General features: G+C 60.5%; 11 protein-coding genes. 1 reads left to right on the top strand and 10 read right to left on the bottom strand.

The window, feature by feature from the left end; all coding sequences use genetic code 11:
• Positions 1-353: 353 nt before the first annotated feature.
• The 6 genes from ACIOU6_RS22870 to ACIOU6_RS22845 form a co-directional block, all read right to left on the bottom strand.
• Entirely contained in the window at positions 354-1739 is a 1386-nt protein-coding gene (locus tag ACIOU6_RS22870; protein WP_401138980.1) for a VOC family protein, read from the bottom strand.
• Positions 1740-1827: 88 nt separating this feature from the next.
• On the bottom strand, positions 1828-3048 hold the full coding sequence (glcF, locus tag ACIOU6_RS22865; protein ID WP_401138979.1) for a glycolate oxidase subunit GlcF: 1221 nt from the start codon (positions 3046-3048) through the stop codon (positions 1828-1830).
• Positions 3049-3050: 2 nt separating this feature from the next.
• The gene (gene glcE, locus ACIOU6_RS22860) at positions 3051-4097 is read right to left on the bottom strand and encodes a glycolate oxidase subunit GlcE (protein ID WP_401138978.1); all 1047 of its coding nucleotides are present in this window, start codon (positions 4095-4097) and stop codon (positions 3051-3053) included.
• A complete protein-coding gene (gene glcD / locus ACIOU6_RS22855; RefSeq protein ID WP_401138977.1) occupies positions 4097-5596 on the bottom strand; it encodes a glycolate oxidase subunit GlcD in 1500 nt (499 codons plus the stop codon). Before glcD ends, glcE begins: the two co-directional genes overlap by 1 nt.
• The gene (locus ACIOU6_RS22850) at positions 5593-6519 is read right to left on the bottom strand and encodes an alpha/beta fold hydrolase (RefSeq protein ID WP_221733832.1); all 927 of its coding nucleotides are present in this window, start codon (positions 6517-6519) and stop codon (positions 5593-5595) included. The genes glcD and ACIOU6_RS22850 overlap by 4 nt, the downstream gene beginning before the upstream one ends.
• 21 nt (positions 6520-6540) lie before the next feature.
• On the bottom strand, positions 6541-7995 hold the full coding sequence (locus ACIOU6_RS22845) for a flavin-containing monooxygenase (protein ID WP_401138976.1): 1455 nt from the start codon (positions 7993-7995) through the stop codon (positions 6541-6543).
• Between the two features lie 191 nt (positions 7996-8186).
• On the opposite strand from ACIOU6_RS22845, the gene ACIOU6_RS22840 reads away from it, so the two are divergent.
• Positions 8187-9260, top strand: a complete 1074-nt coding sequence (locus ACIOU6_RS22840) for a diguanylate cyclase (protein ID WP_401138975.1) — start codon at positions 8187-8189, stop codon at positions 9258-9260.
• 108 nt (positions 9261-9368) lie between these two features.
• On the opposite strand, the gene ACIOU6_RS22835 is transcribed toward ACIOU6_RS22840, so the two are convergent.
• The 4 genes from ACIOU6_RS22835 to ACIOU6_RS22820 form a co-directional block, all read right to left on the bottom strand.
• The gene (locus ACIOU6_RS22835; protein WP_221733829.1) at positions 9369-10238 is read right to left on the bottom strand and encodes an oxaloacetate decarboxylase; all 870 of its coding nucleotides are present in this window, start codon (positions 10236-10238) and stop codon (positions 9369-9371) included.
• A 175-nt stretch (positions 10239-10413) separates the two neighbouring features.
• The gene (gene astA, locus ACIOU6_RS22830) at positions 10414-11448 is read right to left on the bottom strand and encodes an arginine N-succinyltransferase (RefSeq protein WP_221733828.1); all 1035 of its coding nucleotides are present in this window, start codon (positions 11446-11448) and stop codon (positions 10414-10416) included.
• Positions 11449-11509: 61 nt separating this feature from the next.
• The gene (locus ACIOU6_RS22825; protein WP_401138974.1) at positions 11510-12526 is read right to left on the bottom strand and encodes an arginine N-succinyltransferase; all 1017 of its coding nucleotides are present in this window, start codon (positions 12524-12526) and stop codon (positions 11510-11512) included.
• Between the two features lie 118 nt (positions 12527-12644).
• A complete protein-coding gene (locus ACIOU6_RS22820) occupies positions 12645-13994 on the bottom strand; it encodes an APC family permease (protein WP_221733826.1) in 1350 nt (449 codons plus the stop codon).
• Positions 13995-14015: the final 21 nt, after the last annotated feature.

Genomic DNA, 14015 nt, shown 5'->3' with positions numbered 1-14015 from the left:
TTGTTTTTCGCCGGTAACCGACATGTACGCTGGTGTTGCCATGGGGTGCTCTCCTTGCGGATAAATTTAAGGTGCCCGGGAGGCGAAATCGCCCGATGGGTGGCCGACTGCCATCAAAGAGCGTGCCAGTTTTTTTTAAGTCCCCGGGAGCCGGAGGTGAAGCTGCGCTGAATCAGGTTTTTAACTGTTTTTCGTGCGGATTTGAGGTCTGAAGTGCGCAACTTCTTGCGCAGTACTGCGCAACTTATTGCGCACTCGTCTGTACAGAACGAATCACGAGGGCTGTAGGGATGTGTCCACACGGTTATCCACATTTGAGTGCGCAAGAAGTTGCGCACAATGGCGTGTGGCCACTATTGGCGAGATTCAAGCGCGACAACGCATTCTTCAATCGAACGTTGCTGGGTTTCGGCATACAACCCCAATTCATCAATCGTCGAGCGTCCCAGCGCCTGCTCGAATGCCTGTCGGTTGGAATGTTCGCCATAGTGGGCCTGCGCTGCATCCCCAAGGTTCGATTGAAAGATCCCCGCCGCGCTGACCGGCAGGAAATCTTCGTACACCAGCGGTTCAGCTTTCACATAACCGTCGCGTAACAAATCCTCCAAAGAAGCGGCATTGAGGCTACCCGCCGCCACGCCTTTTTCCGTGGCGAAATAGCGAAAGTACGCCAGGCCCTGTTCGCGCATGCCCTCGACGCTGTCAGGAAATTCGCCAAAGTGTTGAGTCATCAGCGCGTTGTAGCGTGCGGCGTTGGCTTCATTGGGGAAGTCGCCGAGTTCGTCGCGGGCGGCATTCAGTAAACGGTCATACAGCGCACGGCCCTTGGGCGTCAGCGCTGCGCCGCGTTGTTCGATTTCGCCGAAGCGGGCACTGTGGCTGCTGCGGGTTTCACTCTGGTCGGTGAAGGCGATTGGTTCGTCCAACGCTTTGAAACTGGTCTGACGCAGCAAGATCGGGCACTGCCGGCGTGGTGGGCCTTCGATCACCGCTTTTGGGGTGATGCCGTGGGTTGGCATCTGCGCCTGCACGCTGTCGATATCCAGTGTGCGTGGTGTCAGGTGGTTGATGTGCGGGCCTTTGAACGCGACGACGTCAGCGATCAAACGATGCTGGGCGCTGAGCGTCTGGTACTGCGCGGCGGTGACGGTTGCGCTGTGATGCCAGCGAAAGGTCTCCAGTGCCTGTAGGACAAACTCCGCGGCGTCTGCTTCATTCAGTCCTCCGGCCGTCTCAGCCTGTGCGATCAAACGCAATGCCGCCTCAGTAAAGATTGAACGCTTGGCCAGCACCGACTCGGCAAAGGCGCGCAGTTCAGGATCGTCAATCAATTCCAGGCGCAACAACGAGGTAAACACGCGAAATGGACTGATTTGGAGCGCCTCTTCATGCACCGCACGAAACGCGGTGGAATGCACAGGTACGCCCGCCGGCGTCAGGTCGTAATAACCCACCGGTTGCATGCCCATCACGGCGAACAGGCGGGCGAGGGTGGCCAGTTCAGTCGCGGTGCCGACGCGGATCGCGCCATGGCGCTCCCTGTCCAGCCGTTCGATTTCACCCGTGCTGTTGAGCTGTCGGGCGATGTCTGGCTGACGTGCGAGCACATCGCGGTTGGTCTGCTCCACCAGTGCCATCAGCGCGCCGTACAGCGGTACTTCTTCGCGGTACATGTCGGACATCGCTTTGGAGAAGCGTTGGCGAATCAGGTCGGGGCTTACGAAAGGCTGCACGGTCATGAAAAAAATTCCTGCCACGGTCACGTAATGGATGGAGGAAAAGATCGCAGCCTTCGCCTGCGCGGGCAAACGAAGAATCCTACGGACTTCATTCTGCCAACGACTGATCCACCAGTTCGACCCAGTGCAAAACCTGTGTGCGTCCAGCACTGGCCAGGTGACTCTGGCAACCGATGTTTGAAGTGACGATCAGTTGCGGGCGGCCGCTTTCCAGCGCGTTGAGGCGGTTATCACGCAGTTGCCGGGCCAGCACTGGTTGCGTCAGCGAGTAGGTGCCTGCCGAACCGCAGCACAAATGCCCGTCCGGCACGGCCGTGAGGTTGAAACCCAAACGCGTCAGCACGGCTTCCACCGCGCCGCCGAGTCTCAGTGCGTGTTGCAACGTACACGGGCAATGCACGGCGATCCGTCGTTCGCTGGCGGCACAGACCTGCTCCAGCGGTTCTCGCGCAAGCACTTGCACCAGATCCAAGGTCAGCTCGCTGATCCGCCGTGCCTTGTCGGCATAGCGCGAATCGTCCCTGAGCAAATGCCCGTAATCCTTGATGAACGCGCCGCAACCGCTGGTGGTCTGCACAATGGCTTCAGCGCCGTTTTGCAGATGCGGCCACCACGCGTCGATGTTTTGCCGGGCGCGGTCGAGGCCCTTGGCCTGGGCGTCGAGGTGATAGTCCAGCGCGCCGCAGCAGCCGGCTTCGGCCACCGAGGTGATGCTGATCCCGAGTCGATCCAGCACCCGCGCCGTTGCGTCATTGGTATTGGGCGACAAACCTGGTTGCACGCAGCCTTCCAGCAGCAAAACCCGGCGCGCATGCCGTGGGGACGGGCGCACACCCGAACTCGGCAGGTGCTGCGGCAGTTTGCTGTCAAACATGCGCGGCAACAGCGGTCGGAATGTCGTGCCCACTCGCAACAAACCTTTAAACAAACCGGGATTCGGCGTGAGCGCCCGCAACCCTTCACGCAGCAAGCGTTGCGCCACCGGGCGCGGCACCGCCTGATCGACCACTGCCCGGCCGATGTCGAGCAAATTGTGATAGTCGACGCCGGACGGGCAGGTGGTTTCGCAGTTGCGGCACGACAGGCAGCGATCCAGATGCAGTTGTGTCTGCGCAGTCGCCGGGGCGCCCTCAAGCACTTGCTTGATCAGGTAGATACGCCCACGCGGGCCATCGAGCTCATCGCCGAGCAATTGATAAGTCGGGCACGTCGCGTTGCAAAAACCGCAATGCACGCAGGTGCGCAGGATTTTTTCCGCCTCAGCGGCGCGGGGCAGTCGGCGGCATTGCTCGCTGAGGGTGGTTTGCATGGCTAGAACTCTGTGTACATTCGACCGGGGTTGAACAGCCCTTGCGGGTCGAGTTGCGTTTTGAGTTGCCGGTGATAGCGCAGCAGTGTCGGCGCCAAGGGCTGAAACGGCGTGTCGTGGCCGTGGGTGTAGCAAGTGGCGTGGCCGCCAAGCTCTTCGGCGAGGGCGTGAATGCCTTCGTTGGCAGATTTGAGCCAGCGTTGCGCGCCGGCCCAGTCGAGCAGTTGCTTGCCGGACAAGTCCAGTGGCCCGAGATTGTTCGGCAATGACAGGCGCCATAACGGCAGGCCTTCGTCGAAAAACGGCAAACGGTGCTCGTTCAAATCGCGCCAGAACACCGAGTCCATCGGCTCACCGCCCAAGCGTTGATGCGCCGCCGTTACCGAACCTTCGCCACCCTCAAGGCGCAGGTACAGACTGTCGCCATCGTGGCACGCCGCGCTGATGGGCAGCGGTTGCTGGCCCCATTCGGCTAGATTGGCCAAGGCGCGAGCGCAGTCGATATCGAAGCGGATGCTCAGGCATTGCCGAGGTTTGGGCAGGACTTTCAGCGAGACTTCAGTCAGCACGCCGAGGCAGCCGAAACTGCCGGTCATCAGCCGCGACAGGTCATAACCGGCGACGTTTTTCATCACTTCACCGCCAAAACGCAGGTGCTGGCCGAGCCCGGTGATCACCCGAGTGCCGAGGACGAAATCGCGCACCGAGCCCGACCATGGCCGCCGGGGCCCTGACAGGCCTGTGGCGATCATGCCGCCGACCGTGGCGCTTTCAGCAAATGCCGGCGGCTCGCACGGTAACATTTGCCCGGCAGCGTCCAGCGTCGCGAGCAGTTCGGTTAATGGCGTGCCGGCACGAACCGTGATCACCAGGTCGGTCGGTTCATAGTGAACAATGCCGCAATGCTCACGGGTGTCGAGTACCTCGCCGGCCACCTCGCGCCCCAGAAACGCTTTGCTGTTGCCGCCCTGGATTTTCAGTGGCGTGGCACTGTTCCGCGCCTCGTTGACCTGATCGAGCAGGGCGCTGGCGGCATCGAATTCGGCCATCAGAAACGCTCCAGCTCTGGGAATGGCAGTTGCCCGGCATGAATGTGCATGGCGCCGAATTCGGCGCAGCGGTGCAGGGTCGGAATGTTTTTGCCGGGGTTGAGCAAGCCTTGCGGGTCGAACGCGGCTTTTACGGCGTGGAACAGGCTCAGTTCAGCACTGTTGAACTGCGCGCACATCTGATTGATCTTCTCGCGGCCGACCCCGTGTTCGCCGGTGATGCTGCCGCCCACCTGCGCGCACAATTCGAGGATCTTGCCGCCCAAGGCCTCGGCGCGGTGCAGCTCGCCGGGCTGATTGGCGTCGAACAGGATCAGCGGGTGCATGTTGCCGTCGCCGGCATGGAACACGTTGGCCACACGCAAACCATATTCGGCGCCGAGGCGGGCGATGCCTTGCAGCACACCGGGCAGTTCGCGGCGCGGGATGGTGCCGTCCATGCAGTAATAATCCGGCGACAATCGGCCAATGGCCGGGAACGCGTTCTTGCGTCCGGCCCAGAAGCGCACGCGCTCGGCTTCGTCGCGTGCCAGGCGCACTTCGGTGGCGCCGGCCTGGCTCATGACCTCACGCACGCGCAGGCAATCGTCGTGGACATCGGCTTCGACGCCGTCGAGTTCACACAACAGAATGGCCTCGGCGTCGACCGGGTAACCGGCGTGGATGAAGTCTTCGGCGGCACGGATGGCGAGGTTGTCCATCATCTCCAGACCGCCGGGAATGATCCCCGCCGCGATGATGTCGGCCACCGCCCGGCCAGCCTTTTCCACGGAATCGAAACTGGCCAGCAGCACTTTCGCCACTTGAGGTTTTGGCAGCAGTTTGACCGTGACTTCGGTGATGATCCCCAGCAAACCTTCGGAGCCGGTGAACAGCGCGAGCAGGTCGAAACCCGCTGCATCGAGGGCGTCAGAGCCCAGGGTCAGGCGTTCGCCCTCGATGGTCAGGACTTCGATTTTCAGCACGTTGTGTACGGTCAAACCGTACTTGAGGCAGTGCACGCCCCCGGCGTTTTCGGCAACATTGCCGCCAATCGAGCAGGCGATTTGCGACGATGGGTCCGGCGCGTAATACAACCCGAACGGTGCGCCAGCCTGGGAGATCGCCAGATTGCGCACGCCCGGTTGGACTCGTGCGGTGCGCGCGGCCGGGTCGATGTGCAGGATGTTGTTGAAGCGCGCCATCACCAGCAACAGCCCTTTTGCCAGTGGCAAGGCCCCGCCGGACAAACCGGTGCCAGCGCCACGGGCAACCACGGGGACGTTTTGTTGATGGCAGAGTTTGAGCAGCGCCTGCACCTGATCAAGACGACGGGGCAGGGCAACCAGCATGGGCGTGGTGCGGTAAGCCGACAAACCATCGCATTCGTAAGGCTTGAGCTCTTCATCGCGCCACAGAACGTCGAGATCCGGGATGGCTTGTTGCAAGGCCTTGAGCAATTGAGCTTTGTTCACCTCAGGCAACGGGCCGTCGAGGCGCTCGTCGTAGAGGATGTTCATCGCTGATTTCCCAAGAACTCCCGGTACAACCGTGCAGTATTCCCCGGCTGCTCGACCATCGGCATGTGCCCCACGTTATCCCACACGTCCACCCGCAAATTGGCGATGCCCTTGCTCCAGACCGGCACGCTGCTGACGTCGATCAAGCGATCCTTGCGCCCCCACAGCAGCAGGGCGGGACATTTGATGTCGGCCAGTTTCGGCTCCATCGGCGGGCTGGCGCGGAAGTCGCGGAAGATCTCTTCCAGTTCATCGCGTTGCTGCTCGTAGCGCTGGGCGATGGCATCCAGCACCAGGTTCGGCACCCACGGCGGCGAAGCCATGGTCATGGCATAAAACTGGCGGAATTCTTCCCGGGAGTTGATCAAAAACGGGTTATGCCCTCGGGCCAGATGACGCTCCATGTCGCTGGCCTCCGGTGCCGTCACACCGGCCGGGTCGATCAGCGCCACCGAGGCAATGCGATCCGGATACGTCGCCGCCAGCCACGCAGCAATGTAGCCACCCATTGAATTGCCGATCACATGGACCTTCTCCACGCCGCAGACGTCGAGCAACTGGATCATGCGTTTGGCCTGCAGCGCAATGTCGTAACCGCCACCTGCCTTGAAGCCGGTTTCACCGTGGCCGGCCAGGTCCGGAATGATCACCCGATACTGACGCACAAAATGCCGTGAGAAGCGCAGCCACAGGTTCTTGTCGCCACTGTAGCCGTGCAGCATCAGGATCGCGCTGGCGGCCTCATACGGCCCGCCCTGCCAGGTCGACACCGTCATCTCGGCAATCGGCACTTCAATCTTGTGCAGCTTGTACCACTTGGCCTCGATGGCCATGTTCAAGTCATACAGCCAATGACCGACCGCCGGATAACTCAACCAGCTCCAGGCCACGAAAACCGCGAGGGCGACAAACAGCAAAAGCATCGACGTCTTCCTTTTACATGTTCAGGACAGAATGTGATCGGCCGGTTTCAGCGCCCGGGTCAACCGGTAATAGCTGAAACTGAAGCCGGGAAACATCGCGATCACATGACCGCTCTTGCTTTGATACCAACTGTGGCAGCCGCCGGACTTCCAGACCGTGCGCTCCATCTCACGGTGGATCATCTCAGTGTAGGTACGTTCCGCTTCGGGGCGCACTTCGATGCTGCGCAAACCATTGGCTTGCACGGTGCGGATGCAGTCGAGGATGTAGTTCATCTGCGACTCGATAATAAACAGCGCCGAAGTGTGGCCGATGCCCGTGTTGGGGCCGGTGACGATAAACAGATTGGGGAAGTCCGGCAGGCTGGTGCCGAGGTAGGCGCGGGGATACTCGGCCCAGACATCGCTGAGTTGCACGGCGTTTTTTCCGCTGACCGGGTAGGAAATAACGCCATCGGTGGCGTCGTAACCGGTCGACCAGACAATCAGGTCGACATCAAGGTGCTGACCGTCCTGAGTGTTGATCCCGGTTTCATTGATGGAGGCGATACCTTGCTCACGGGTGTGCAGCGTGACGTTGGGTCGGGTCAGTGCCGGGTAGTAGGTGCTCGAAACCAGTACCCGCTTGCAGCCGATGGTGAAGTCGGGAGTGAGTTTTTCTTGCAGCGCTGGGTCCGGCACTTGGCGTTTTAGAAAGCGCAGCGCTTGCTTTTGCACCAGGTGAATCGCCGGTTTCGAGTATTTGAAGGCGATGACCCGGGTTTCGAACTGCCAGTAGATCAGCCAGCGCAGGAGCGTGTAGGCCGGTTTCAAACCCAGTAGCCAACGCTGAACCGGCCCGAAGACGCGATCAGCGCGAGGCAACACCCAGTGCGGCGTGCGCTGGAACACATGCAGTTGCTCGACGTGCGCCGCAATGGCCGGAATCACCTGCGCCGCGCTGGCACCGCTGCCGACGATGGCCACGCGTTTACCGCGATAGTCGTAGCTGTGATCCCAATGGTTTGTATGAAACGTCTTGCCTTGAAAGCGCTCCTGCCCGGGGAAGTGCGGGATCACCGGTTGGCTCAATGGCCCAGTGGCATTGATCAGGAACCGCGCGTAGAACGTGCCCTTGGTGCCGGTGTGGACCGCCCAGTGCTTTTCAGTGTCGTCCCATTCGATGCGTTCGACATTGGCTTGCAGTTCCACCCGTTCGCGCAGGCCGAACTCGTCGATCACATGCTCGGTGTAGCGGTGCAACTCCTGCTGTTCTGCGAACATCTGCGACCAGCGGTACGGTGCGAACGACAGTGAATACAGCGGCGACGGCACGTCCACCGCCGCGCCAGGGTAGGTGTTCTGGCACCAGGTGCCGCCGAAGAAGTCGCGCCGTTCCAGCAGGCGAAAATCGTCGATCCCGGCCTTGAGCAGATTGACCGCCGCGCACTGGCCACCAAAACCGCTGCCGATGATCAACACTTGGTAGGTCTGCATGGGCCTCCTTCTTATAGTTGTTTTTCCGTTTTCCTCCTTTCATGTATAGCCAAATATTTGCTTTGTGGGAGCGGGTTTGTGTGCAGGGCCGAACCCGCTGGCCGGCGATAGCTATTTAACGTTGCCCTGATAGACTCCAGACACATCTGTCTGACGGTGCGCCAAGGTTCTTTTAAACGGACGAGGCCCTTATGAGAAACACCGGGGGAAAGGGACTTTCATTGGCCAGGAGGCTTTATACGTCGCGAACCCTCGGTCTGGTGCTGGGGTTGTTGTGCGTGAGCACGGCGATGTACCCGCTCGATCCTGCGTTGTGGGTGTGGGGGCTGATGTTGATCAATGGCCTGATTTGGCCGCACCTGGCTTTCCAGTGGGCGCGCCGGGCTAAAGTGCCTTACCACGCCGAACACCGAAACCTGTTGATCGACGCGTTTCTCGGCGGTTTTTGGGTTGCCGCCATGCAGTTCAATCCACTGCCCAGTGCCACGACCATTTCGATGATGGCGATGAACAACGTCGCCATCGGCGGCGTGCGTTTTTTGCTGGCCGGCACTGCGGCGCAGGTTCTCGGTGTGTGTGTCGGTCTGGTGGTGTTTGCCCCGGCGTTCATGCCTCAGACCTCGCCGTTGCAACTGTATGCCTGCCTGCCGTTGCTGATGCTGTATCCGTTGGCGCTGGGCTGGATCTGCTTTCGTCAGGCCTACACGCTGGGCCTGCATAAACGTGAATTGCTGGCCCTGAGCCGCACCGACAGCCTCACCGGATTGCTCAATCACGGCGCGTGGAAGGATCAACTGGAGATCGCCTTTCAGCGCTGCAAACGGCAGCAGCAGGGCGCGGCGATCGCGCTGATCGACGTAGACCATTTCAAGGCGATCAACGACACCTACGGCCATGTGGCCGGCGACATCGTGCTGCGCCAGTTGAGCAAAATGCTCAAGCAAAACCTGCGCGTGACCGACATTGCAGGGCGTTACGGGGGCGATGAATTCTGCGTGATCCTCCCGGAGTTGCCACTGTTCAACGCCGCCCAGGCCATGGAAGCGTTGCGTGAGCGCTTCGCGACGCTGGGTTACGAGCAGAATCCGGCGTTGAAGGTCAGTTTGAGTATTGGCCTGGCGGCGTACGAACCGGCCCATGCCGATGCGACGCGCTGGCTCAATGATGCCGATCAGGCGTTGTACGAGGCCAAGGCAGGCGGGCGGAATCGGGTGATCTGCAATTGCGACAACCTGCCCAAGCACCCGTTGCTCGACTCGGTCTGACTGCCTCTGTGTCGCATCCGCGATCGAGTGAATTCTGACGCGGGCGATGCAGCGGGAGGTGGCGTACAAGACGCCGGTTTAGCGGCTGACGTCAGTCCGGCCACCGCGTTACTCCTTGACGCTCATGTATTCCTTCGCCCAGAGAATGTATTCCTCCGGCTGGGTATAGGTGTGCGTCAGTTCGGTCGCGCTCAAGTCCGAAGCTTGGGTAAAGATCTGCCGCTGTTCGCGCAGGCTGTCGTAGGTGGCCTTGATGGCCGCGAAGTAAGCGCCATGGCCATCGATGGTCACACGCACGCCCAGTTCGGCCAGACGCTTGTCGTCACGCAGCGCCGGGTTGCCGTAGGTGACCAGCATCAGCGGCACGGTCAGGTGCTCGGCGATTTGTTCCAACTGATCGAAATCCTGCACCCCGACCATGCAGATGCCATCGGCGCCTGCGGCCTGATACTGACGGGTGCGGCTGATGATTTCCTGGTTCGGCAGGATGCCGGCGTTGGTGCGGGCGATGATGGCCATTTCCGAATCGACCCGGGCTTCGAGTGCGGCGCGGATCTTGCCGACGCCTTCGGCGACCGTGATCAGGTCGGTGGATTTGCGCCCGAATTGCGCGGGCAGCAAGGTGTCTTCGATGGTCAGGGCGGCGACGCCGGCGCGTTCCAATTCGACGATGGTGCGCATCACGTTGAGGGCGTTGCCGTAGCCGTGGTCGGCGTCGGCGATGACCGGCAATTGGGCGACGCGGCCAATGCGGGTGGCCTGTTCGGCAAACTCGCTGAGGGTGATCAGGGCAAAGTCCGGGGCGCCGAGCACCTGCAACGAGGCCACTGAACCACCGAGAATCCCCACTTCAAAACCCAGGTCAGCGGCGATGCGGGCCGACATCGGGTCGAACACCGAAGCCGTGTGGTAGCAGGTGTCTGATGCCAGCAACTGACGGAAATTACGGCGCAAATCTTGATGAGAAAGCCTGGTCATACGAGTTCCACCAATACAAAGGAATGGAAAGGCTTGAACAAAGGTGTCAACGCCGAAGGATGAAAAGGCTATCACGCGAATGGGTCAAGGATCATGACGAATTTGCGAGGCTGGGGTTAAACATGCGCCTTTGGCTGAAAGGATTCATCTTTGGCAGGAGATTTCCATGACCGGTTCAAGCCGCCACGGCATGCCGCTGTCGGTTGGGCAGCATCACTGCCCGTACCGAGTTGCCTGGTTGCAGTTGCAGGCGTTTGGCCGTGAGGCGGTCGATCACCAGGCTGCTGCCGACGCAACGGGCGCGGGCGACGGTGATGCGGCAGTTTTCCAGGCGACGGTTGTGGATCAGCCACAGCGGCGCCTGTTCGTCGGGGCTGCCAAGGCTCAGGGTCAGCTCAAGGCTGTCGCGCACCGTGCGGATGCTGCGGATCGGTGCTTCGATCACCGGGCCACCATCGAAAATGTCGATATAGCCTTTGTGCGCAAAACCTTCGGCCTGAAGGATTTTCAGCGCCGGCTCGGTATTGGGATGCGCCTGACCGATAGCGGCCTGGGCCTGCTCAGTGAGCAGGCAGGTGTACAACGGCTGGCGTGGCATCAGCTCGGCGATGAACGATTTGTTGCCCAGCCCCGACAGGTGATCGGCGTGGCTGAAGTCCATCTGGAAGAAATGCCGGCCCAGGCTGTCCCAGAACGGTGAACAGCCCAGTTCATCGGCGCTGCCGCGCAGTTCGGCGATCATCTTCTCGCCAAACAGATGCGGAAATTCGGCGACGAACAGCAAGCGCCCCAGCGACAACAGCCGACCGTTACTGCCATGGCGCTGATCATGTCGCAGGAACAGCGAGCACAGTTCCGATTGGCCGGTCAGTTCGTTGTTCAGGAACAGCGTGGGAATCTGCCGTTGAATGCCCAGATCCGGCGCCGAACTTACCGTCAAACCGACCCGATAGTTGTACCAGGGCTCGCGCAGGCCGACCGCTCCGGCCATTGCGCTGACACCGACCACGCGCTGGTCATCGTCTTCTAGCACAAACAGGTAGTCGGCATCGGCACGTTCCACCTGTTCGGCGAATGCACGGTGCGCCCAACGCACGCGGTGGGCCAGGCGATCTTCGTTGACCGGCAGGGTGGTGAACCCCGGGCCGGCCTGTTGTACCAGCGCCATCAAGGCGGGCAGGTCGCTGACTTTAACCGGGCGGACAATCATGCTGTAACTCCTTCTGCGCGCCTGCTCGGGCACTGTCGTTGGGTGTGGAACCAGGCGCGGTTCACAAGGCAATCAGCCGAATGAGGCTGCCATCGGTCACATTCAGCGCCGCACACATTGCAGGGGTGAGAGACAGCGGTTGATCGGGTTGGTAATCGAGTTCGGCGACGATGCACCGAAAGCCGTGCAGCGCATCGTTGCTCAGCAGATAACGGCCACGCGCATCGATTTGCGACTGTTGCCGCACGTGTACCGTCTGGCTGCGGGCGATCGAGCGGATATTCGCTGCGCGCGCATACAGGGTCGGGCCGGCGTCGAACAGATCGATATAGCTGTTGGTTTCAAAGCCTTCACGCTCAAGAATGTCGAAGGCTTCCTGACCGTCCGGGTGGATGCGGCCAATGCAGTCTTGTGCGGCCTGCGGCAGCATCGGCACGTAGATCGGGTATTGCGGCATCAGTTCAGCCAGGAACGTACGGCTCTGCAATCCGCACAGACGCTCAGCTTCGGTATAGGGCAGGTCAAAGAAGTGCTTGCCCAGCGCGTCCCAGAAGGGCGAATGGCCGTTTTCATCGCTGTAGCCGACGATTTCAGTAATCACTGCTTCGGCGAACCGTTGCGCATGAGCGGCGATGAACAGCAGGCGCGCCCGCGAGAGCAATTCGGAAAACGGCGTACCCACCAGCGCAGCGTTGATGTGGAAACCGCGCAGCAGCGTGTGGTCGTTCAGGTCGTGGCACAACGAAAGCGCCGGCACGCCGTGTTCGATGTTCAGTTCTCGCGAGGCGCTGGTGAAATGGCGATTGCGCAGGCTGTAGAACGGTTCGTCGAAACCGGCAGTGGCGAGGATTTCGGAGCAACCCAGCAGTTGTTGGCTGTCGAGGTCTTCCAGCACGAAGAAGTAGTTCTCCGGGCCATGGGCGGTGGCGTCTGCAGCAAACGAAGCGCAGGAGCCGGCGATTTTTTCACGCAAACGGTCACTGTCGTCCGGCAGGGACGTCACGCCCACCAAACTGTCGCGGGCCAATTGTTGTAGCTGGGGCAGATCAGTCTGCGCGACTGGGCGTAAGGCCAGCATGGATGTACTCCTGTATCAAAAGGTTCGGCGAATTCACCGAACCTGACTATCACTGTCGGTTTCCACGCGTTAAATCGGCGTGCGCCTGATTTGTTGTCAGACGCTGCTCTTTTTCTTGTCAGCCGTTGCTTGGGTCCGGCAGCGCGGTGCTAGCCCCGAGTTTGTTGAGGAAGAACAGGTAAACCAGGCCCAGAGCGATCCAGATCAGGCCGAGTTTCTGTGCATCGACGCCCATGTTGTACATGATGGCCGCGACGATGATGAAGCCGATCACCGGGCAGATCAGATGGCGCACGACCTGACCGGACTTTTGCCGACGCCAGTAGTAGTTGATCACGGTCAGGTGCAGCAGCATGAAGCCGCTGAGCGCGCCGAAGTTGACCAGCGACGTCAGGGTGTCGACCGAGTTGATGAACAGGTAGCAGATCACCAGCGACAGCACCGCCACCAGATAAATGCTCAAGTACGGCGTGTTGTGTTTGGGGTGGACCTTGGCCAGCACTTTCGGCAGTTTGCCGTCACGGGCCATGCCGAACAGCAGGCGCGACACCGCCGCTTGCGAGGTGATTGCGACCGCTACACCCCAAGCTAGGGCGGTCGCGACACCGGTCAGGGTGGCGAGCCAACTGCCAGCGGCGATTTCGGCGATTTCATAGAACGCAGTGTCGGCGGACGTGAAGCCCATGCCGGCGGCCAGGTCAGTGGCAATCCAGGTTTGTGCGACGAAAATCACGCCCATCACTACCAGTGTGATCAGTGCCGCTTTGCCGACACTGCGACCCGGATCACCCTTGATTTCTTCGGCCAGGGTCGAGATCGCGTCGAAGCCCAGGAATGACAGCACCGCAATCGACACCGCTTGCATCAGCAGGGCGAAGTTGAAAGTCTCGGCGTTGTACAACGGCGCCAACGTCAGTTCGCCGTTACCGCCACCGTTGTGCAGGGCCGTCCAGGCATAGAAGAGGAAGATGCCCAGAACGACCAGTTGGGCCAGCAGGAAGATGATGTTCATCCGTGCGGTGAAGGTGATGCCGCGCAGGTTGACGAACGTCGCACTGACCAGGAAGGCCAGAATGAAACCGACTTTCGGAATATCCGGGTACAAATGGTTGAGTGCCATCGCCGCGTAGACGTAGAGCAGCGGCGGAATCAGCAGGTAGTCGAGCAGCATCAGCCAGCCGGCGATGAAGCCGACATGTTGATTCAAGCCGCGTTGCGCGTAGGAATAAACGGATCCGGCAATCGGAAAGGCTCGGGCCATGCTGCCGTAGCTCAACGCGGTAAACAGCATCGCCACCATGCCGATGATGTAGGCCAGCGGCACCATCCCGGGCGCCTCGGCGTTGACGTAGCCATACACGCCAAACGGGGCGATGGGGATCATGAAGATCATCCCGTACACCACCAGGTCTGTAAGTGTCAGGCTACGTTTCAACTCTTGTTTGTAGCCGAATTCTTCAATTTCCATGAAGCGCAACTCCTTGTCAGC

The organism is Pseudomonas sp. NPDC087615, from assembly GCF_044743445.1.
Lineage (GTDB): Bacteria > Pseudomonadota > Gammaproteobacteria > Pseudomonadales > Pseudomonadaceae > Aquipseudomonas > Aquipseudomonas baetica_A.
Note: the sequence above shows the minus strand (reverse complement) of the source record. Positions and strands in the feature narration are given on the sequence as shown.